19 protein-coding genes are annotated in these 21,054 nt (G+C 39.7%); 17 read left to right on the top strand and 2 right to left on the bottom strand.

Translation table 11 applies throughout. The features are described 5' to 3' along the window. Nucleotides 1-7: 7 nt before the first annotated feature. Nucleotides 8-1,780 (bottom strand): bifunctional glycosyltransferase family 4 protein/polysaccharide deacetylase, encoded by a 1,773-nt coding sequence (locus D908_RS08430; protein ID WP_005524857.1) that lies wholly within the window; start codon nucleotides 1,778-1,780, stop codon nucleotides 8-10. Between the two features lie 165 nt (nucleotides 1,781-1,945). Beyond that, a complete protein-coding gene (gene rfaD, locus D908_RS08435; protein WP_005524856.1) occupies nucleotides 1,946-2,890 on the bottom strand; it encodes an ADP-glyceromanno-heptose 6-epimerase in 945 nt (314 codons plus the stop codon). 728 nt (nucleotides 2,891-3,618) lie between these two features. Here rfaD and D908_RS08440 point away from each other — a divergent pair. The 17 genes from D908_RS08440 to D908_RS08515 all read left to right on the top strand — a co-directional run bounded on the left by D908_RS08440 (nucleotide 3,619) and on the right by D908_RS08515 (nucleotide 20,265). Next, nucleotides 3,619-4,833 carry a hypothetical protein gene (locus D908_RS08440; RefSeq protein ID WP_005524855.1) on the top strand — a complete coding sequence of 405 codons (1,215 nt, stop codon included), beginning with the start codon at nucleotides 3,619-3,621 and terminating at the stop codon, nucleotides 4,831-4,833. Nucleotides 4,834-4,916: 83 nt separating this feature from the next. Next, nucleotides 4,917-5,552, top strand: a complete 636-nt coding sequence (locus tag D908_RS08445; protein WP_235047361.1) for a hypothetical protein — start codon at nucleotides 4,917-4,919, stop codon at nucleotides 5,550-5,552. Then, complete coding sequence (locus tag D908_RS08450) at nucleotides 5,530-6,768, top strand: lipopolysaccharide biosynthesis protein (protein WP_005524853.1); 1,239 nt, start codon at nucleotides 5,530-5,532, stop codon at nucleotides 6,766-6,768. The genes D908_RS08445 and D908_RS08450 overlap by 23 nt, the downstream gene beginning before the upstream one ends. Nucleotides 6,769-6,980: 212 nt before the next feature. Next, on the top strand, nucleotides 6,981-8,132 hold the full coding sequence (locus tag D908_RS08455) for a glycosyltransferase family 2 protein (protein WP_005524851.1): 1,152 nt from the start codon (nucleotides 6,981-6,983) through the stop codon (nucleotides 8,130-8,132). Nucleotides 8,133-8,407: 275 nt separating this feature from the next. Continuing rightward, entirely contained in the window at nucleotides 8,408-9,316 is a 909-nt protein-coding gene (locus D908_RS08460) for a class I SAM-dependent methyltransferase (RefSeq protein ID WP_005524850.1), read from the top strand. A 10-nt stretch (nucleotides 9,317-9,326) separates the two neighbouring features. Then, nucleotides 9,327-10,430, top strand: coding sequence for a glycosyltransferase (locus tag D908_RS08465; RefSeq protein WP_005524849.1), 1,104 nt, complete (start codon nucleotides 9,327-9,329; stop codon nucleotides 10,428-10,430). Nucleotide 10,431: 1 nt separating this feature from the next. Continuing rightward, the gene (locus D908_RS08470; RefSeq protein WP_005524848.1) at nucleotides 10,432-11,469 is read left to right on the top strand and encodes a polysaccharide biosynthesis protein; all 1,038 of its coding nucleotides are present in this window, start codon (nucleotides 10,432-10,434) and stop codon (nucleotides 11,467-11,469) included. Next, nucleotides 11,470-12,336 (top strand): dTDP-4-dehydrorhamnose reductase family protein, encoded by an 867-nt coding sequence (locus tag D908_RS08475; protein ID WP_005524847.1) that lies wholly within the window; start codon nucleotides 11,470-11,472, stop codon nucleotides 12,334-12,336. Continuing rightward, the gene (gene wecB, locus D908_RS08480) at nucleotides 12,333-13,463 is read left to right on the top strand and encodes a non-hydrolyzing UDP-N-acetylglucosamine 2-epimerase (protein WP_002156760.1); all 1,131 of its coding nucleotides are present in this window, start codon (nucleotides 12,333-12,335) and stop codon (nucleotides 13,461-13,463) included. The genes D908_RS08475 and wecB overlap by 4 nt, the downstream gene beginning before the upstream one ends. Further along, nucleotides 13,463-14,659: a glycosyltransferase family 4 protein gene (locus tag D908_RS08485; protein WP_005524846.1), complete on the top strand. Its 1,197-nt coding sequence runs from the start codon at nucleotides 13,463-13,465 to the stop codon at nucleotides 14,657-14,659. Before wecB ends, D908_RS08485 begins: the two co-directional genes overlap by 1 nt. 27 nt (nucleotides 14,660-14,686) lie before the next feature. Beyond that, the gene (locus D908_RS08490) at nucleotides 14,687-15,061 is read left to right on the top strand and encodes a GtrA family protein (RefSeq protein WP_017045894.1); all 375 of its coding nucleotides are present in this window, start codon (nucleotides 14,687-14,689) and stop codon (nucleotides 15,059-15,061) included. A gap of 4 nt (nucleotides 15,062-15,065) precedes the next feature. After that, nucleotides 15,066-16,328 carry a sugar nucleotide-binding protein gene (locus D908_RS08495; protein WP_005524837.1) on the top strand — a complete coding sequence of 421 codons (1,263 nt, stop codon included), beginning with the start codon at nucleotides 15,066-15,068 and terminating at the stop codon, nucleotides 16,326-16,328. Then, nucleotides 16,318-17,667, top strand: a complete 1,350-nt coding sequence (locus D908_RS08500) for a GMC family oxidoreductase (RefSeq protein WP_005524835.1) — start codon at nucleotides 16,318-16,320, stop codon at nucleotides 17,665-17,667. The genes D908_RS08495 and D908_RS08500 overlap by 11 nt, the downstream gene beginning before the upstream one ends. Nucleotides 17,668-17,719: 52 nt before the next feature. After that, the gene (locus tag D908_RS22550) at nucleotides 17,720-17,893 is read left to right on the top strand and encodes a GMC family oxidoreductase (protein WP_235047360.1); all 174 of its coding nucleotides are present in this window, start codon (nucleotides 17,720-17,722) and stop codon (nucleotides 17,891-17,893) included. A gap of 56 nt (nucleotides 17,894-17,949) precedes the next feature. Further along, nucleotides 17,950-18,657: a glycosyltransferase family 2 protein gene (locus D908_RS08505; RefSeq protein WP_005524833.1), complete on the top strand. Its 708-nt coding sequence runs from the start codon at nucleotides 17,950-17,952 to the stop codon at nucleotides 18,655-18,657. Further along, nucleotides 18,654-19,004 carry a DUF2304 domain-containing protein gene (locus tag D908_RS08510; RefSeq protein ID WP_005524831.1) on the top strand — a complete coding sequence of 117 codons (351 nt, stop codon included), beginning with the start codon at nucleotides 18,654-18,656 and terminating at the stop codon, nucleotides 19,002-19,004. The genes D908_RS08505 and D908_RS08510 overlap by 4 nt, the downstream gene beginning before the upstream one ends. Further along, complete coding sequence (locus D908_RS08515; protein ID WP_005524825.1) at nucleotides 18,994-20,265, top strand: hypothetical protein; 1,272 nt, start codon at nucleotides 18,994-18,996, stop codon at nucleotides 20,263-20,265. Before D908_RS08510 ends, D908_RS08515 begins: the two co-directional genes overlap by 11 nt. Nucleotides 20,266-21,054 lie beyond the last annotated feature (789 nt).

The raw sequence follows: 21,054 nt of genomic DNA, 5'->3' as shown, positions 1-21,054 counted from the left end.
CCTCTTATTATTTCTTATTCATTTTTCTAAATAGATAATTCCCTTTCACTTTTCGCCACAGACCAAAAGTGTCGGTTCTTGGAAAAATCGCAATCCGGCGTATTTGATAGGGATCTTGGTGCATCAAAAGTGGACCACTGTTAGTTGCTACGGCGAATGGATAACCCAACTCCTGAGCCAGTCGTTTAGATGTTGCGTCGTGGTCACCATAAGGATAAGCAAAGGAGGTGAGTGGCTCTCCGATTAGCTCTTCAAGTTCGAGCTTGTTGCGCAGAATCTCTTCGCGTTGCTCCGATTCACTGAGTTTACTCAAAAAGGGATGAGTCATTGTATGGCCACCAATTTCTATTAATCCAGAGTTATGTAACGCTTTGACTTGCTCACGTGACATCAAAGGCACCACTTTTTCTGGGTTGTCACTCACTTCGACATCCCAGCGATTAAAGTTTTCTCCCGTGACAACGTAAACTACCGCTTTAAAACGATATTTTTTGAGCAGTGGCAGTAACAGTTCATGGTTGTCTCGATAGCCATCATCCACGGTAATCATGATAAAACGTTTACCGGGTTGTAAACGATGGATAAACCCTTTCTCGGCTAGCTCTTTAAAGGTCAAAGTTTCAAAGCCCATTTTCTTAAGCAACTGAAAATGTTTCTCAAGCTGTTTAACATGCAAATAGGTTCCATGTACCCCTTTTTCACTGTCATCACGAATAAAGCGATGGTACATAATGATGGGAACTTCTCGTTGTAACTTGTTGACATAAACCGTTTGATAAAGGCTTTCAAGGTCATCGACAATCACTTGTAAATCATAGTTAAGCTTGATCTGTTCAGTGATCTCTTGAGCGCAGTGTGGTTGACTTAGGCCTTGCTCAATCAAAGCGGGGATCTGCTGGAAATCTATCGCCAGATCGTGTGGGCCAATGTCGCCAAAATTGCTTGCCATGGCTTGGTTTAGATTATCCAGTTCGATAATCCCCACGCAGCTTGCTTCACCAATCGCAAGGGTCGGGCGGCCACACAGGAGTGCCTCCATCGCGACTCGTCCTGCACCAATCACCAAATCTGATTGAGCCATGATCTGTTCAACGTTAGCGCTGTAGCCGGGAAATGAGACTTTATCTTGCAGTGCGCTAAAACGCTCGGTTAACGGTGTACCTGTGATCACTTGTACTTGGTAGCGCTCGAGGTCTAAACACTCGGTTAGCAACCTATAGCAAAGTTCACCTTTAGGGCCACTGAGTCGGCCAATGATAGAGATAACCGGCTTAGGATTATTGGGTGCAGCGCTACGTTTAAAGATACTTGTTTCTATCCCATTACGGCTTACGTGCAGTTGGCTCTCTGGTACATCGAGCTCTTTGATTAATTGCTCTCGTATTGCTTCGCAAACAGGCAGTGCTTTATCTCCCATTGCATGGAATTTTTTGCGCGAAGCATGTACCGGTTGACGACCATGGACCGTGGTAACCATTGGAGTATTAGTCAAACGGCAGGCAATATGGCAACTCCAACTTGATGCTCGTGAGTGAGCATGGACTAACTGGATCTGATGTTTCTTGAGCAGGTAAACCAGATAGGCGACATGCCAAAAGCGCCGTGGGATGCTGCGTTTATTAAAGCGCAGTTTAAAAAACAGGCCATCGTGAGCTTTGGTGAGCGTATCGGAAACATAAAATACCTGATGACCACGTCGAGTGAGCTCATTACCTACACTAGTGGCATACACCTCGGCTCCCGTTACTTCGAGTTGGGATAGGGCCATCAAAATATTCATCTAAACTCCAACTTTCATGTTTGATCATGAACGCCTTGTTAGGGCAATTATTTTACTCCCTGTGGTAAGGAGTGTTTTATCCGGTTTCCCTTCATCTTTTCGGTGAGGGTATCGGGTTTGTTTTTGTGTCTCCCCCTTCAAGGGGGAGTTTGGGAAGGTGGTTCTTCACTTACGATTAATTAGCGCCATATATTCAGCAACACCTTCAGCCACAGTTTTGAACTGTACATCACAGCCAGCGGAACGAAGTTTGGTGAGGTCTGCCTCGGTAAACTCTTGATAAGCACCTTTTAGATGGTCAGGGAAAGGAATGGTTTCGACTTTGCCACGTCCATGGAATGCGATCACTGCTTTTGCCACTTCATTGAACGATTCCGCTTTACCAGTTCCACAGTTGAAAATGCCAGATACACCATGATCTAAAAACCATAAATTGACCGCAGCAACATCGCCGACATACACGAAATCACGTTTAAAGTTCTCACTGCCAGCAAACAGTTTCGGATTTTCACCCGCGTTCATTTGATTGTTCAAATGAAAAGCAACCGAAGCCATAGAGCCTTTATGCTGCTCACGAGGACCGTATACGTTGAAGTAACGAAAACCCGTTATTTGCGATAAGGTTTCACCGTGTTGTTTCGCATCTAGCCATAGGCGGCGCACATAGTTATCAAACTGCTGCTTGGAATAACCGTAAACGTTGAGTGCACCTTCGTATTGCGGCTCTTCAATGAAGGTATTGGTATCACCATAGGTTGCTGCAGAAGAGGCATAAAGGAATGGAATTTCACGGTCTAAACAGTAGTGCAGCAGCTCTTTAGAGTATTCATAGTTGTTGAGCATGACATATTTACCATCCCACTCAGTGGTAGCTGAGCAAGCGCCCTCATGGAAAATAGCGTCAATCGGCCCGAAGTCATCACCAGCCATAATTTGAGCAAGGAAGTCATCTCGATCCATGTAGTCAGCGATCTGTAGGTCAACCAGATTTTTGAATTTACGACCATTTTTCAGATGATCGACGACCAGAATGTCAGTGATACCGCGCTCATTAAGCGCTTTGATAATGTTGCTGCCAATCATGCCAGCGCCGCCAGTTACGATAATCATTATGAATTCCTATAGATGCGAACAGTTGCACGCATTATAGCCTGTCAATTCAGTACTGTAATCACAAAATCTAAGTCGTGCCTTTTGAAGGCTCGCCCTGTAGGGGGTTTTGGTTTAGACTTCGTGGCAAAACACACCCTGTATGACCGCTATTAGGAGCGAGACCTAAGGGCGGTAGCGTGTCAAAAATTTATATTTCATGGGACGTTAATGAGAGCACCACCAAACAACGTTAATGTTCTACCAGATTAATAGCGATCAAGTGCTCATTGTTCTGGTGATGAAGTTGATTTAAATGAGGCCAGTAGGTTTCTTTTGGTAAGGTTAATGGTTAATTATTCTTAGTACACGGATTTTACGGCTGCCTCTATAGCTGAAGCGTTGACAGCACAGTAGCTATGGAGTGTGAAAGAGAGCGTGCGCTAACACAACTACAAAATATTACTGGCTGAGTATTGAATGCTTTAATTGATCATAAAATGTTTTATTCAAGAGTTTTACGAACTGTAACGTATACAAGGCTCTGATGTAGATAAACCCCTGGAAAAATATTGATTGTTAATATTTGTTCGGAACAGGCTCTGTATTAATTTTTGATTTTAAAATAATTTCAGAGCATTACTTAGTCAATTGTTGATCGGGAAATGTTCGTGACATCATCCATGGAACATGCATTGGTTAAATGGTGGGCAAAGTATGCTCCCATTCTGATAAGAGAGCGTCATTGAATGATAGCAATATCGAACAATATTTTGGGTATAAAAAGACTTCACCACGAAGAAGAAATTGAAGATTTAGTTATCAAGATTTATTTCATCTTACTCTCGTTTACCGCTGTGATGAGTATCTTTGATCAAATTCCGATGTATTCTGGTACTTTTACAACTCTCGCCAGTGCAGGAATATTTCCTATTTTTAAATTTATAAAAGATATACTTGTAGTTGTGCTTTTCTTGGCATTGCTGCCATTGTTTTTATATAGGTCAAAAACTCCAGTTTTCATTACGATATTATTATTTGGTTTATTTGTTGTTGTCAGTGCGGCATATACATATTTTACCACCAAAGAAATTTATTTTCTTGCTGGATTTCGATGGATACTACCTGTCTTCATAATAATGTTTTTAGGGGTTATCGATTTTAAGAAATTTGAAAAGACAGCAGTATATCTTATTTCATACATTTTTATCATTAATATAGCCACACAAATTTACCAGTTAGCATTTATGCCTCATTGGTTTGGTACTACTGAATTTGGTATGTCTTCCCGTGTTATGGGTATATTCATGGCACCAAATACAAGTGCATTCTTCACATGTACAGCAATTGCATTTCTTGCTTACAAAAAAGAATACTTTAGTAGAACAACAATAATATCTCTTCTTTTACTTGGAACATTTTCTATATTTTTGACAAGATCTGGTACTGGTTTGATTACGTTAGTCGCGTTGTTGATGATATTCATCGTTCCTATGCGTTACATAATCTTTGCCGCATTAGCATTGACAATAATATTACCTATTATTTTACTTAACTTAGACAGCTTGTTAAATCGTGAAAACTATGTGGCTTTATCTGGTATTGGAAGATTTAATCTGATGATGGCTGAATTTCAAAATGTAGGTTTTTTGTCTGGTGAATTTGGCTACAATACTAATACGGCTAATTTACTTTTTTCAATGTTAGATCCTGCTAAAGTTTACGAAGCTGCTGATTCAATTATTGCATCAGTTCAGGGAAATCTGGGTTATTTAGGTTCCATCATGTATCTTGGTGTTGTGATTTACTTTACTTATAAAGCACTGACAAATAAGAATGGTGCGAGACTTTCAATTATAGCTGTATATGTAATATTTGGGATGACAACAGTAACATTTGAGGTATTCCCAATGATCTATTTGCTACCGATAATTTATGGAAACTCAAGGATAATGGATTCATGAGGATTATACTGTCAAATTTGAGAGAAAACCTCTTCATACTACTCGTTGCCACGGCAATTTCTGGATACTTAGGGTATAAATTTATGCCCGAAAAACAAGAAATCAGTGTTTATGAAGGCTACTTGTTCATTACACCAACTTATGATGGTTATGGTAATCTAAGGAATCCCAAACCACCACTAGATCAGTTGACTAAAAATCTCACTGAAGATATGGTTTTTGCTAAGGAATTGGTCGAATTACTAAAAGATGAACATCCTGAATTATTAACGGTTAAGGATACAGTCACGCTTTATCATAAAATAAAAGAGACGATCAACATAAAGAGGATTGGAACTGGTATTTATATGGTGAAAGTAGTGGGTGATCTAGAGTTATATCGGGATTCTATGGAACTTTTCAAAGCAAACGTTGAAAGGATTTATCGTAAAACAACATTAGAGTATGTTGATGGATTTAGAAATCCTGAAAGCACTTGTTATTATTTCGATAGACTTTGTTCAAACCTTCTTGAGCCATATCTAGAGCTAATATCCATTGTTGAAAGTCGTGGTTTATATCAAGAGTCTCAACACATCTCTGTCTACTATGCGAATAACAATAAGATTAGATACGGGTTATTTTTGTTATTCATGTTAAGTGGTTTTTCTATAGTCTATATATCGACATTATATCGCCGTCTTTTTGGTAGTTTGGATGAATCGAGAGTTACTAGCTAATATACTTGGAAAATGTTTGTCAGCATTGATGATGTTGGTATCACTTCCTTTTCTAATCGATGCTATTGGACCAAACGGGTATGCGCTTGTAGGACTTTTTGCAGCAGTACAATCTGTACTGATGCTGCTTGATGGTGGGATAAGTGCAGCTTATACAAAAAATATCTCAAACTCCTACTCGCGCGGAGATGCGTTACTGACAAGTGCATTGATGAAGCAGTATTTCATCACATTTTTGAAGGTTTCTTCTCTGCTTTTCTTTGTTTCACTAGTCCTCTTTACTTATTTCGCTAGTTCACACGGCGATAGCCTAAGTAAAATAAATATCATAATGTCGGCATCGCTGTCATTGATATTCTTACAAATCTATTATCAGGCAACTCTGTGTGGAACAGGGTATCAAGTAAAATTCAATAAACTATATATTTCGTTCAGTATAATTCGATACCCAGTGGCAACCTTTGTTGTTCTGCATTTTGATCTTAATGTTTTTGCATACTTCTTAATATTTTTTATTGCTAACGTTATTTACACTAGCGTATTGCAATTAGTGGTAAAAAATAAATTTGTTCATTATCAATCTCAATATAATGATATGCTTGAAATCAATGAGGATGCTAATGTAAAAGATAAGAGTTTTAAAAATAAGATGTTGTTTCTCGTCATAATGTCTTCTCTATGTTTCCAAAGTGATAAGTTGATTCTGGCAAAATTTGTATCGAGTGAAATTCTTGGTTATTACTCTTTAGCGTTTACTATCGCAAGTTTTCCTATGATCTTCACTTCTGCATTTTATTATTATCTTTTCCCTAAACTGGTGGTACTCAAAGCCTCAAACCAAATGCAACGTTATGAAGCAGAAATCACTAAAAATTCATTGATCATGATGGTCGGTGTTACATCAATTTGTATTTACGCTGCTGCATATTCAAAATATGTTCTATTACTGTTTTTTGGCAATGAGGTTTTAGCAAAAGAGGTATCAGAAATATTAAAGTACCTAATTTTAGGTAGTCTAATTCAAGGTATTTTAATGATCCCTTATTGTGCACAACTTGCATTTGGTAGGATCTCATATCTGGTAAAGGTTAATGTGTTTTTTGGTATGATCATGATTGCCGCTCAGATTTATGCTGCATCATATTTAACACCAATAGATGTGGCAAAATGTTGGCTTGCTTATAATATTGTTACATTAGTAGTTATATTTTTTTAATCTTGAAAATATTACAGGAATAGAGAGTAAGTTTAAATGGATAGCACTTGGTACGTTTTTGCCTATATTAATATGTGTATTAACTCTTCTGGTCGCTCATTTTCTATTGAACTTATTGGCGAATGTTAATGAACTTTTGATTATTGTCCCAAGCGGAATAGCATCATTACTATTAATTACCGCTTATGCTTTTTACATGATGAGACATATAGATGAAAAATGAGTATTTGTTATCGGTTGTTATTGCAACTCATAACCGACAGAAATATGCAGTTCATTCGATAGAATCAATTCTAGCATACACCAGCGACAGAGTTGAAGTTGTAGTGAGTGATACAAGCGAGTCTGATTCGTTAAAGTCGTTATTAGAAAAATACAGTGATACACCTCGGCTGAAATATACGCATCATACCCAGCGTCTATCGATGACAGAAAACTACAATTTCGCTGTGGAATCCGCAATGGGTGAGTATGTATGTCTGATTGGTGATGATGATAGTGTTTGCCCGGAAATAGAGCGAGTTGTTGAATCAATGAAAGAACGTGAAATTAGTGTTCTCTCTCCACGAATCATTGCGACTTACTCATGGCCAGACTTTGTTACTAAAGTCTGGGGCGACAAACATGCAGGAAAATTGTATATCGATAAATTTAGTGGTGATTGGAAGAGATGTGACAGTAAAAAACAACTCCAGCATGCATTAAGCAACGCCTGTCAAGGTACTGACGAGTTACCGAAACTGTATCACGGGATAGTGCAGAAAACCGTGTTGGAAAAAATTAAAGCAAAGAATGGCAATTACTTTTTAGGGATCAGTCCTGATATATCTATTGCTGTATCATTGGCTGCACAAACGGACGAGTATTATACTGTTGACTATCCAGTAACGATCCCCGGCGCTTCGGGAGGGAGCAATACAGGACGAAGTGCTTTGAACAAGCACAAAGGTTCCCTCGATGACGATGAACATATCAAGCCGTTTAAGAATATTAAATGGGACGAACGTATACCTCGTTTCTTTTCTGTTGAGACGACTTGGTCTCAGGCTGCTGTTGAGACGCTTCAAGTTTACAACCTTGCTGATAAGTTTAACTTTGCGCGATTGATATCTCTGTGTAAGTCGAATCATGCTGAATACGGTGACAAGATCGCAGTCGCAATGGAGGTTTGTGTAAGTTCAGGTATGCCGATCAGCACGTATTCTCTTTTGGTGGAAAAAGTGAAGTTGAAAGTTAACCGAGTGAAAAATACTCTGGTCAGACTTAAAAATCCTATGCCGAGTGGTGGTAAATACGTTATTTCTGATAACAGAAACATAAATGAAGCTGTAGAAAAGTACGTAGAGTTTATGAAAACCAAGTGAGGCATAAGTAGTAGAATATAATTATAAATAACTAAGATTGTAATGTTCGTTTGCTAAGGTGATTGTAAAATGAAATTTCTGTTCCTTGTGATAGATGCAGCGATCTGGGGGAAATGGCGAATATCTGATGAGCAACGCTTAGTTAAGTAATATTATGAAACTGTTTGAAATCGAACATTCATGCAGGAGTTTTTGACTCGTCTACTCGTTTTGAATTCATTTCAAACAAATATCGATTTATTCATATGCGCTTGCCTTGATATTGGAGTTCCCCTTTGAAAGATGAAAAGAAATGCCCTTTTTGTTCGAGTGTGACCAAAGAAATTCTATCAAAAAGGCCGGATTATGAATGTTCTCTACCCATTAAGTTCAGTTATATTCAGTGCCTGAACCCAGACTGTGGGCATGTTTCCGCAAAAGTGCCTGAAAACTTCGATTTAGCAGTGCTTTATGGCAAATATACTACGCATAAAGAAAACAGACCCGCGAACCTGTCAGTGCTCGCGTATTTGATCCCCAAAGAGATGCGTCACTTTGACGCCGATTGGAAAGCACTTTTTGCGGGCAAAGATTTAGCATCAGTGTCTGTGCTTGATTTTGGTTGTGGTAATGGGAACTTTCTTCGCAAACTGAAGGCGTTGGGTATTTCTCAGGTCTATGGGTATGATTTTGACAGTAAGGCGATGGACGTTGCCAAAAGTACTGGGTGTGAAGTTTTAGCATCCCTCGAGACAGACATTAAATTTGATGTCATTTTTCTTAACCACGTCATAGAGCATGTTCCAGACCCGCTCAAAGAAGTGGAGAAACTCAAGCTGCTGTTACATGACGGTGGAATTATCTATGCGAGCACACCAAATATCGATTCGTTAACTTGTAAAGCCTTTAGGGATTACTGGCGAGGTTGGGAAACACCAAGACATGTCAACGTATTTTGTATTAACAGCGCAAATAGACTCATTGAGCTCTCGACGTTTTCTTCGTCGAAGAGTCACGTCACAACGAAAAACAGTATGTTTCTTGGCATATATAACGAATCTTTTGTCGGAAATTTTTGGGCGACCAAGCTTGGGAAAGTAGCTAGATGGCTAATGCTTATCCCGTTTGCTTGGGTGGCATACATCGTAGCAAAATTTAGCAAAAAGTATGGCGAAGAAGTTGTGATGATTTTTCGCCAAGAATAAGTTAAGTGCTATGAAACGAAAATCTATTGTGATCTCCGCCACGAGCCTGATTGGTGGTGGGGGGCTGACCATCTTAAATCAGTTAATTGAGCACAGTGATAATCAAAATGACTACCACTTGTTCATCAATGATGAGATTAAAGATGTCAGTGAAAAAGAAAACTTCCATGTTACGCAAGTAAAGCGCCAATCCGCCTTAAAAAGGATTATCTGGGATTTTAAAGGTCTTCGCGCAACACTTAAGGCGAAGGGTATTGATCCCGATGTTGTGGTTTCACTACAAAATACAACGGTGTATTTTCCGGGTAAGCCCAAGATTGTGTATCTGCATCAAGGTATTCCTCTGAATGATATGAAGTGGTCTTTTTTCTCTAAAAGAGAAAGGGGGTTAGCTTTCTACAAGTACATATATCCACTTTTCATCTTTCTATACAATGACAAACTCACCCATTTTGTTGTGCAGACAAAATGGATGAAAGAGGCTTTGGTTAATAAGTTTTCTCTTCGTGATGAGGCAACATATGTACTAAAGCCTACGGTAAATTTGTCGGTTGAAGAGTATAAAGGTGGAACCGATACACGAATTCGCCATCGTGTTTCTCTTTTTTATCCTGCAACACCAGAACCGTTTAAAGACCATGAGGTAGTACTTAGAGCACTCAGTGAAATAGGACAACGGGATGACATCTCACAAATCGGGCTTTATTTTACTATTGCGAAAGGTGAGTCACGCTACCTAGACAGTCTTATTGATACGCTAGGTTTATCGAGCAATGTAGTGTATTTGGGAAAGCTGAGTTTTCCTGACGTTCAAAGGTTTTATAGGAAAACATCTGCAACCGTATTTCCGAGTAAAATTGAAAGTTTTGGTTTACCCCTACTTGAAGCAGCTAGCAAGGGGCAGCCTATTATTTGTGCTGATACCAGCTTTTCGCGTGAAATATTAAATGGTTATGAAGGTGCTACATTCGTATCTGATTCTGCATTACTTTGGTCCGAAGCTATTCAGAAATTGTCAGAATCCGATTTGGCACGTTTCAACAAATTTGAACCAAAGTTTGATTCCGGCTGGAATGATTTTTTTAAATTATTAAATAAAATATGTGAGGTATAGCGTGTTTAAAGATAAAACGTTACTAATTACAGGCGGAACTGGTTCGTTCGGAAATGCTGTTCTGAATAGATTTCTAGATAGTGATATTAAAGAAATTCGCATATTAAGTCGTGATGAAAAGAAACAAGACGACATGCGTAAAAAATTTAACAACAATAAACTTAAATTTTATATCGCTGATGTCCGTGACTATAACAGTTTGCTGAGTGCAACCCGTGGCGTTGACTATATCTACCATGCCGCCGCGTTGAAGCAAGTGCCATCTTGTGAGTTTTACCCAATGGAAGCGGTGAAAACCAATGTTGTTGGTACTGAGAATCTTCTTGAAGCGGCGATCGCAAACAATGTGAAGAAGGTTGTGTGCCTGAGCACAGATAAAGCTGTTTATCCGATCAATGCAATGGGTATCTCAAAGGCTATGATGGAAAAAGTCATCGTTGCAAAGAGCCGTTCGTTGGAACACACCAACACGACTATTTGTTGTACGCGCTACGGAAACGTAATGGCGTCACGCGGTTCTGTGATCCCGCTATTTATTCGTCAGGTAGTTAATAAGCAACCGATTACTGTAACTGATCCAAATATGACCCGATTCATGATGACGCTGGATGATGCAGTAGACCTCGTGATTCACGCGTTCCAGAACGGTGAAAACGGTGACATCTTTGTTCAGAAAGCACCCGCAGCAACAATTGACGTTCTGGTAAAAGCAATCCTAGAAATTATGGGTAAAGAAGATCATACCGTGAACGTGATTGGAACACGCCATGGTGAGAAACTGTATGAGGCACTTTGTAGCCGTGAAGAAATGTTTGTTGCTGAAGAGCAAGGCCGTTACTTCCGCGTTCCTTCTGACAACCGCGACTTGAATTACTCCAAGTACTTCGAGGATGGAGAAAAGGATTTGTCAGCAATCGAAGACTACAACTCTCACAATACCCAACTTCTGAACGTTGAAGAAATGAAAGAGCTACTGCGTAAACTGGATTTTATTCGTGAAATTGAAAGTGGCAATATTTTTGTGCCAGAGGGCGTATAAATGAAAGTACTCGTCATAGGTGCATCGGGTATGCTGGGTTACAGCTTGTTCTCAAACCTTAGTGAAAAGAAAAACTTGAATGTTTTTGGTACTGTCCGTGCAAATCAGTTAAATGAGCACTTCCAAGGTTATGAGACAAGTATCTTCACGGGCATTGATGTTGATGACTTCAGCACAATCGAAAGCGTTATCAAGAGTCTGAAACCTCAGTTTGTGCTCAACTGTGTGGGTTTGATCAAGCAGCATGATGTCGCCAAAAACCATGTTGCGGCGATTTCCATTAACTCTCTGTTACCCCATAAACTGGCAGCTCTATGTGATATGGTCTCTGCCAAACTTATCCATTTCTCAACCGACTGTGTTTTCACTGGTAAACAAGGCATGTATACCGAAGAAACTGCACCAGACTCAGTTGACCTATATGGGTTATCAAAGAAACTGGGTGAGGTGGAATACGGTAATCACCTGACATTGCGCACTTCAATCATTGGTCACGAACTGAATTCGAACTTGAGTCTGATTGACTGGTTTTTGTCTCAAGAAGGGCAAGTGAAAGGTTTCACGAAAGCTATTTTCTCGGGTTTGCCTACGTGTTACATCGCCCAATTGTTGTCCGAAAAAATCTTCGATAGTGATATCAATGGCCTATATCATTTGTCAGTTGCTCCAATTGACAAATACACGCTACTAAAGTTGGTGTCCAATACCTATAAGAAAGATATTGTGATCAATGCAGACAATACACTTAATATTGATCGCTCGTTGGATTCTACAAAGTTAAGAACTGAAATTGACTTTACTCCTCCTTCCTGGGAAGAGCTTGTCGATTACATGCATACAGACTTTGTCAAACGGTATAAAAAATGAAAAAGTTAAAAGTTGTTACATTTGTAGGTACCAGACCTGAAATTATTCGTTTGTCTCGCGTGATTGCGAAACTGGATATGTACTTCGAGCATATCTTTGTTCATACAGGTCAGAACTATGATTATGAGCTGAATCAGATCTTTTTTGATGATTTAGAAATTCGCGCACCAAATATGTTCTTAGAATGTGCAGGTGGCTCGGCAGCCGAAACTATCTCTCAAGTGATCTGTAAGTCAGACGCATTGCTAGCAGAAGTGAAACCAGATGCGGTGCTGATCCTCGGTGACACAAATAGCGCACTGTCAGCTATTTCCGCGAAGCGACACAAAATCCCATTATTCCATATGGAAGCTGGTAACCGATGCTTTGATCAACGCGTACCTGAAGAGATCAACCGCAAGATTGTTGACCATATTTCTGATGTCAATATGCCGTATAGTGATATTGCGCGTGAATACTTGTTGGCAGAAGGGATTTCACCTGACTTTATCGTTAAGACGGGCAGCCCGATGGATGAGGTACTGGCGTACTATAAAGACAAAATTGAGCAATCAACCATTACTGGGCAGCTGAACGTTTTGCCAAATAAATACTTTGTGGTGAGTGTGCACCGCGAAGAGAACGTAGATTCGGTTAATATCCATAAATTTGTTGAAGCCCTAAATGTGATCGGCGAGAAGTACGATCTCCCGATTATTGTGTCTACGCACCCACGTACGCGCAAGAAAATTGATGCGCTGAATCTTGAGTTTCACAAAAACGTGCAACTTCTAAAGCCACTTGGTTTTTCTGACTATGTAAGACTACAAAAGGACGCATTTATCGTTCTCAGTGATAGTGGAACCATCACAGAAGAAGCATCAATTTTGAATCTTGCGGCGGTCAACATTCGAGACGCTCAAGAAAGACCAGAAGGTTTTGAAGAAGGTGCAGTCATGTTCACGGGTATGAACGTAGATCGTATTATTCAAGCGATTAGCATCTTAGAAGACCAGAAAGCATCAGGTTCGAATCGATTAATCAATGTCGTCAAAGATTATGTTGCCCCTAACGTATCAGACAAAGTGGTTCGAACGATTTTGAGTTATACAGACTACATAAACCGTATTGTCTGGAGGCGCTACTAGTGCGAATTGCTCTGTTCCCCGATGAATATTTGCCTGAAGGAACACGTGTTCACGCGAAAATGTTCAACGAGTTGGCGGTCGAATTGCAGTCCCAAGGACATGATGTTGTTGTTATTACTCCGGGAAAGTCTAATCAAGAGCGCGATCTGGTTATTGACTATGTAAACAATGTTGAAGTGTGGCGTTTTCGAAGCGGTACACTTAGAGGTGTTGGCATGGTAAAGAGGGCGATTAATGAGTCGCTCTTATCTTTTCGGGCTTGGGTGGCCATCCGCAAAAAAGTTCAAGAAAACCCGTTCGAACTCTGTATTAACTATTCTCCGACCATCTTTTTTGGGCCGTTAATGCACTGGATGAGAAAGACGCACAATTCACAAATCTATCTGATACTTAGAGATATGTTTCCTCAGTGGGCCATTGATGAGGGAATCATTCGAAAAGGGTCAATCGTCGCACGATATTTCCAGTGTTTTGAACGCCTAAATTACAAAGCGTCTCATAAGATTGGTTTGATGTCCGACGCCAATGTGACTTACTTCAGTTCAATACATCCACAGTTTAAGAATCTCGAAGTTCTTCGAAATTGGTCAAACATGAAGTGTCATGGCATGCCATGTTCTCTGATTGATATCAGAAAACAGACCGCGACAGAGGATAAAGTCCTTTTCTTCTACGGTGGCAATATCGGCCATGCGCAAGATATGGCAAACCTACTTCGTTTGGTAAGGAACATGAAAGACGTTCCTTCGGCTCATTTTCTCTTTGTTGGGCAGGGGGATGAATTCGATCTGGTTCTTGAAAAGAAAGAGGAGTGGAGACTTGACAACTTGTCCGTTATGGGGGCGGTAAGTCAGGAAGTTTACGCCGATATTCTCACGCAGGTAGACGTGGGTCTGTTCTCATTAGCAAGAAGTCATAAAGCACATAATTTCCCAGGCAAACTGCTGGGATATAAAGCAAATAGACTCCCGATTTTGGGTAGTTTGAATCCTGACAATGACTTGTCAATCTACATCAACGACAATCAGTGTGGGTTTGCGTATATCAACGGGGAGGATGAATTGCTCACTGAGGCAGCTAGAAAATTAACGGAAGATGCCAACCTTAGAGAGCAATTAGGTGAAAATGGACGTAAAACGCTTGAACAATACTTCTCCGTACGTTCTGCTATCAAATTGTTGTTGATGAATAAGTGAGTGACAGTCTTTTCTGATAGATAAAAAATGAAATCATTAATCATCTACTTCTTTCTTCAAGGAGTGGTTTACTTACTTGAGATGGGAATGTTTTTGCTGCTGACCATGAGCGTAAAGTTTGATGTTGCTCTCGCCAATGTTTCATCGAAGGCCTTTGCCGCAGCAATGTCTTTTCTAGGGCATCGCTATGTAACCTTTAAAGGCGCCGACAAAAACCAAATATTGGCTCAAGTCATGAAATATATACTTGCCGTAATTACTAACTCAATGTTAGGAACCACACTGTTACTTGTGTTTGAATATTATTTTAGTGCACATATATCTATACTCAAGTTCTGCTCTGATGTATTGATCATGATACTTAGCTTCTATGTGACCAAAAAGATTATATTTAAGGTATAACTAATTGAAAGTACTAATTACTGGTTCAACGGGGTACATCGGCAAATCGCTAATCAATGCGTTGACGAAAGATGGCGTAGACGTTATTGCCTGCTCTAGAAGCGGTGAACAAAGCAGCCAGCGGAGAATAACTTCGTTGAAGTATAGTCTTGCAGACTATCAGAATTTCCATCTTCCAAAAGATGTAAATGCCGTTGTGCACCTTGCTGCAATCACCAAACTTGATAAAGAAGCAGATTTGTCAGCAGAAACAGAAATATCTGCGGCAAAAAAACTCTACGAAGACACTATTTCGATGGGAGCTAAGTTTATCTTTTTCAGCAGCTTGTCTGCACAGAAAACCGTTCAAACCAAATATGCGAGAGTAAAGTTGGAGATTGAAAATTATCTTTCCTCTCAACCTAATGCTTATGTGTTGCGATTAGGCTTAGTGTATGGTGGTGAACCGCAAGGTTTCTATCAAATGTTGCTTGGTCTGAGTGAAAAGCTTCCTCTGGTACCCATATTTAAGCCGATACCGAAAATTCAAACGTCCTACATTGGGCAAGTTTGCGCGAGTGTTAAAACGATTCTTGATGACAATGCAACAAAGCATAAGCTAAATATCATAACCAATACGATGGCGTTTGACGACTTTCTTAGTCAAACAGCCTTTTTTAAGTTAAATAAAAGTTTAGTGTTTTTTTATATACCCAAACCGATAAGTTACCTTTTAAATGAAGTGATGAAACACTCCTCTTTGAAACCATTTGGTTTGGATCGTTATCTAGCGCTGAGTTTTGGATATCAATTATTTGAATCAGATCTTTGCCAAGATGAACCTATACCAAGTATTTGTAGAAGCTGCAATGTCAATAGATACTTACTTATTCGAGAAGCCAAAGCGGTATTAAGTTATGTATACGGTCAACTGCCGTCGGCTAGCCTAATAAAACGTTATGTTCATGTCATTGAGACGTTACATGATGGTGTGCCTCTTTATTTGAAAGAGCGACTTATTTTTTCGCCAAACCTGATTAAATATTACGATAATACCTTGTCACGACACCCCGAACTTTTTGACAGAATAGTGGCTGCATCGATATTGATTGAGACGACGCCTGAAGGATTTAATGAGTTTGTAAACTGTCGAAATAGAACTGTTGGTAGTTCAATAAGAGATATTGTAATAACTCTTTTCAAAGAGGTGATTGCCATAGTTACTGCGCCTTTCTTTAAACTCTTATATGGTGTTCACCCGACTAGAGATAAAAAATATGATATATGATGTAATCATTATCGGAAGTGGTCCAGCAGGAACTTCAACTGCCTTTCCATTAATAGCAAGTGGAAAGAAAGTGTTGATGCTGGATTGGGGGAATGATACTGCATTGAGCGGCCCAACTGTACCTCACTATATAAGTCGTCTAAATGATAAGAAGCAGTGGGAATGGATGCTGGGAAAAACCTATTTCTCCTTAAAAAATGGTGGTGCGGTATCACCTAAGTTTCGTGTGCCAACACTATCACATGTGTTTAAAGATTTTAGTGAACAACTTAATACTCAGACAGAGAATTTTTTTGTTGCAGGTTCTATGGCGCTCGGTGGACTGTCGACGGCGTGGGGGGCTGGTGTCGCAGCATGGGATTCAAGAAGTCTGATCTATCACTTTGGGCACCACTATAGAGAAATGTATACATCTTACGCGACTGTTGCACGTCGTATGGGTATCAGTGGTCGTTGTTCAGATGATATGAAGTATTATTTTGGTCTGGATAGTTGGTCTTCTGATCCCATCGATATAGATCCTCTGGCTTCCTACATTAATAATAATTACAGAGTTAAGAATGCTGGAAGTAATAGGTTCAAATTGGGGCGCTCACGCATCGCTGTGCTCAATGAGCAAAGAGGTGAAAGACAAAAGTGTGACAAGTCTGGAAACTGCCTTTGGGGGTGTGGTAAGAAGGCTATTTACTCAGCGAAATATGATCTTGATGAGTTGCTTCGCTCACCTAACTTTACCTTGATCAAAGATCGACGTGTAACTGATGTAGAGTCGCAACCAGAAGGGAGCAAAATACATGCTGTCGGAAGAGATGGGGCGTCATATTCTTACAGTACTTCAGCGGTCTTTTTGGCCGCTGGGACTCTTTCAAGTACAAAAATTCTTGTTCGATCGTTAAAAATTAAAAACAAGGAAATTGAAGTGCAAAGTTGCCCAGCAGCAGCATTTTTGCTTTTCATTCCTCGCTTTTTTGGTCGCAAAGTCGAAAGCAGTGAGTTTGGATTGGGGCAACTTTCCTTCAATGTCAAAACGAAAAAGAAAGACAGCGCGTTTGGTTCATTATTGGGCACACAAGGCTTACCACTGTTTGAGTTTTCCCGATATGTGCCTATGGGACAGGCTAACGCGCTTAAACTATTGAGCCGGTTAATGAACGCATGTGTCATAGGTAATGTGTTCCTACCAGGGTATTTTTCTAAATCAAAAATTATTGTTGATGAAAAAGGCAACATGAAAATTGAAGGGAAATATGATGAACGATACCAAACTGCGGGTAAGGAAGTTAAAGGACTTTTAAGGAGGAATTTTTTTAAAACTTGGTGCGATATTGTTTCCTTTTAGTTTTAAATTTACACAACCTGGTGCATGTATTCATTACGCATCGACATTTCCGATGAAAGAAAAACCCGTGTTAGGGCAATGTAAACTTTCAGGGGAAGTTAGTGGGTTAGAAAATGTGTACTTGGTCGATGGTTCTTCTTTACCTAATCTCACAGAAAAGTCGCATACTCTTACGATCATGGCAAACGCAGATAGGATTGCCAGAGAATATTTAAAAATAGTGTAGTGCTAGTCAACGAAAGCAAACCTATTTAGCTCGCTGTACATATTAGGAAATGAAAAATGAATTTAGATAGTACTCGCCGTTTTTCTGATGGAAGGCTGTGGGTTTTAATTGCTGCTTATAATGAAGCGAGTGTCATCAGTGATGTCATCAAAGATGTACTGCTTAACGTTACAGACAATGTGTTGGTAGTGAATGACGGCTCCAGTGACAATACGGCAGAGATAGCAAAAGCTGCGGGTGCTCAAGTGATCAGTCACTGTGATAATTTGGGTCAAGGTGCAGCATTGCAAACTGGGTTTAGCTATCTGAAAGGAATCGACTTTGATTACGTCGTCACATTTGATGCTGATGGACAACACATGTACGAAGACATCTTCGTGATGATGGAGGCGCTTGAGAAAGAGCAAGCGGATATTGCCTTGGGTAGTCGTTTTCTTGGCCGAGTAGAAAATATCTCGAAGAAAAAGCTGCTCACACTAAAAGCGGCGATAGCGTTTACGAATGCAACCAGTGGTGTAACGCTTACTGACTCGCATAATGGTCTGAGGCTGCTTACTGCGCGTGCGGTGAACGAAATTTCTATCACTCAACGTGGTATGGCGCATGCATCTGAAATCATCGATGAAATTTACAATAAGAATCTAAAATGGTGCGAAGTACCAGTGACGATTAAATATACTGAGTATTCTGTGTCGAAAGGGCAGAGAATTTCAAATTCCATTTCCATAGTATTAGATTTGTTGATTAATAGGTTATATAAATGATGATTAAGTTAATACTGTCGGCTTTTCTATTAATCTTTTTCATCTATGCAATTCAGCAGAGAAAGAAATTCTTTTTTGTCTCATTGTTGATTTCTGCTTTTTCATTTGTTGGGATATTTCTGGTTATATTCCCTGAGGTGTCTAACTCGATCGCAAATGCCTTGGGTGTTGGTCGTGGGGCTGATCTTCTACTTTATTTCTTTGTTGTGGGTGGTGCCATAGTAGTATTTAATTTGCACTTGAAAAATCGTGCATTGCTAGATAAGCATACCAAGCTCGTTAGGCATATAGCGATACTAGAAAAGAAAATTGAAGATAAATTTTCGGCTGTTGAACATGAAAAATAGAACGCTCGTTGTTTTGAATAAAAGCTTGTTAAATGTGTTGCTAAAGAAAGAATCAAGCAACGTTGCAAGAATAATAAAAATTGGGCTACCTTGTTTTTTAGCGTTTTACTTTGTCGTGCAACATTTTTATCCAGGAGCGATGTCTCCAGATTCGATCAATATTCTCACTCAAGCGAGAACAGGAAATATTTCTGACTCATTTCCCATTTTTAATGTTTACCTTTGGAAGCTCTTAGATCAATATGTTGTTGAAGGACCTGCGGGTATGTTGGTTTTGAACATGCTCCTTTACTATGCTGGTCTGTTTATGACTTTTTACTCTCTGGCAAAAACTTATTTAAGGCTAAGTTCTCTAGTTTGTATGCTGTTTGGTTTTTTTCCACCAATTATTGGAATATTGGGAGCTGTTTGGTCCGACATCACACTCACCTCTTTACTTATGTTTTTACTTGGTTTGTCAGTGTTTACTGGTTTTGGGGCGGAACCTGATACATTAAGCAAACCAGTCAAAGTCTTTGTTGCAATCCTAGGATTGGTTATCGCATTTGCAGCCGTATCAACTCGTCATAACGCAGCGGCGGCAGTGATACCCATAGTCTTTCTATTTTTTTCCTCGTTCATACCTAATAAAAACCATGCTGCTCCGCTTGAGCGCTTTAGTCGCTTGTTGGTAGTATTTTTGATTGCGACGGTGGTCACTGTGGGGTTATTTGTGGCGTCGAAATACATCAACAGTGAATACACCGTTGAGAAGAAGCACTTTTGGCGAGTGACTGTTTTGTACGATGTAGCGGGTATCAGTTGTAGAACACAAAAAGATCAACTCTCAGAGATTCTCGAATCTGGCAAAGGTCTAGACAATATCTGCGGTTTGTATACGCCCAAATCATACATACCACTTGTCTTCGGCGAGCAAATCCATGAGCTCGATGCAGAAAAACGCTTTAAAGGAGAACCGCTCAAAATACGTTCTGGCGGTGATGAAATAAATGATTCTTTGTTCAACTACTGGGTTAAAGCGATTATTGATAACCCAATGGCGTACTTTAGGCACCGAGCGGATTTCTTTCTTGCGCTTACAACCAAGCATTTTGGGGCGCTTTGGGCACCTGTGTTCGACACAATCTATTCAAACGAGTTAGGCATTGTGGCTAGAGATAAGGTTGATTCAATGGTTTTCGATGAAATCAGATCGTTGTCGCTCAACTCCATGATTTTTTTTGCCTATAGCTTATGTGATACTGGCATTAGCAGTGTTTAGCACCAGTTTTGTGGCTATCTTGAAAAAAAATATCCATAGTAATAGGAGGCTCACGACGTCCGCTTTAGCCGTTTCCTTATCGGGATTATTCCACCTTCTTGGTGTATCAGTTTTCGCAGTATCGTCTGATTTTCGATATTCGCATTGGCTGATTGTTTCTTCGCTTATGTCTGTTGCATTACTTTTGTTCTCTCTTATCGAAACCGAAAGCAATTAGAAGTCGTGTGTAAAGAATTGCCTAAATATTAAATGTGTTACTAGAGAATGATTTGCCTTAGAGAAAAACGCTAGAATCGCGCTAACTCGCTAGTGACTGACCATTGAATAAGGGGCATCGGCAGCATTATCGACGTGTAAAATCAGTCTAATTGAAGTCGTATGGCTCAAGAATTATCTCGGTGGTACGTGACGTATTTGCAATTAATTGATTATTATATTTAACCACTTGGATTAAAAAATGACACCTTTGATCTAAATCTAGTGTTTGAAGAACTTGGTGTTAAATTGTTTTAATTCAGATCTTTAAATGGCGATATGTGCCAATTGTTTTTTCAGGTATTGCGTTTTTTCCTTTGGTAGCCCGCGAATTTTAGTGCGCTACTATTACTCTTAATCTATTCGACGAAACAAACTTAACTTTGCTACTTATGACATGAACTATGATCTGGTTCACGCCATAGGGGGCATTGTTATCACCCTACGGTTTCATCGACAATTATCCGAAACGCAGGAAATCATGCTATTCGGTTTGAAGGCTTGCAATAAAACGTTTGACAAATCTCAAGCCTT

The organism is Vibrio mimicus CAIM 602 (genome assembly GCF_000338875.1).
Classification (GTDB): domain Bacteria; phylum Pseudomonadota; class Gammaproteobacteria; order Enterobacterales; family Vibrionaceae; genus Vibrio; species Vibrio mimicus.
This window is presented reverse-complemented; position numbering and strand designations above follow the sequence as displayed.

Bases quoted from the DNA above. Each gene is read 5' to 3' on its own strand.
- D908_RS08515 (WP_005524825.1), top strand. From the start codon at position 18,994: ATGAAAAATAGAACGCTCGTTGTTTTGAATAAAAGCTTGTTAAATGTG.
- D908_RS08455 (WP_005524851.1), top strand. From the start codon at position 6,981: ATGAAAAATGAGTATTTGTTATCGGTTGTTATTGCAACTCATAACCGA.
- D908_RS08450 (WP_005524853.1), top strand. From the start codon at position 5,530: ATGAATCGAGAGTTACTAGCTAATATACTTGGAAAATGTTTGTCAGCA.
- rfaD (WP_005524856.1), bottom strand. From the start codon at position 2,890: ATGATTATCGTAACTGGCGGCGCTGGCATGATTGGCAGCAACATTATC.
- D908_RS08490 (WP_017045894.1), top strand. From the start codon at position 14,687: ATGAAATCATTAATCATCTACTTCTTTCTTCAAGGAGTGGTTTACTTA.
- D908_RS08440 (WP_005524855.1), top strand. From the start codon at position 3,619: ATGATAGCAATATCGAACAATATTTTGGGTATAAAAAGACTTCACCAC.
- D908_RS08430 (WP_005524857.1), bottom strand. From the start codon at position 1,780: ATGAATATTTTGATGGCCCTATCCCAACTCGAAGTAACGGGAGCCGAG.
- D908_RS08445 (WP_235047361.1), top strand. From the start codon at position 4,917: ATGCCCGAAAAACAAGAAATCAGTGTTTATGAAGGCTACTTGTTCATT.
- D908_RS22550 (WP_235047360.1), top strand. From the start codon at position 17,720: ATGAAAGAAAAACCCGTGTTAGGGCAATGTAAACTTTCAGGGGAAGTT.
- D908_RS08500 (WP_005524835.1), top strand. From the start codon at position 16,318: ATGATATATGATGTAATCATTATCGGAAGTGGTCCAGCAGGAACTTCA.
- D908_RS08510 (WP_005524831.1), top strand. From the start codon at position 18,654: ATGATGATTAAGTTAATACTGTCGGCTTTTCTATTAATCTTTTTCATC.
- wecB (WP_002156760.1), top strand. From the start codon at position 12,333: ATGAAAAAGTTAAAAGTTGTTACATTTGTAGGTACCAGACCTGAAATT.
- D908_RS08475 (WP_005524847.1), top strand. From the start codon at position 11,470: ATGAAAGTACTCGTCATAGGTGCATCGGGTATGCTGGGTTACAGCTTG.
- D908_RS08505 (WP_005524833.1), top strand. From the start codon at position 17,950: ATGAATTTAGATAGTACTCGCCGTTTTTCTGATGGAAGGCTGTGGGTT.
- D908_RS08465 (WP_005524849.1), top strand. From the start codon at position 9,327: ATGAAACGAAAATCTATTGTGATCTCCGCCACGAGCCTGATTGGTGGT.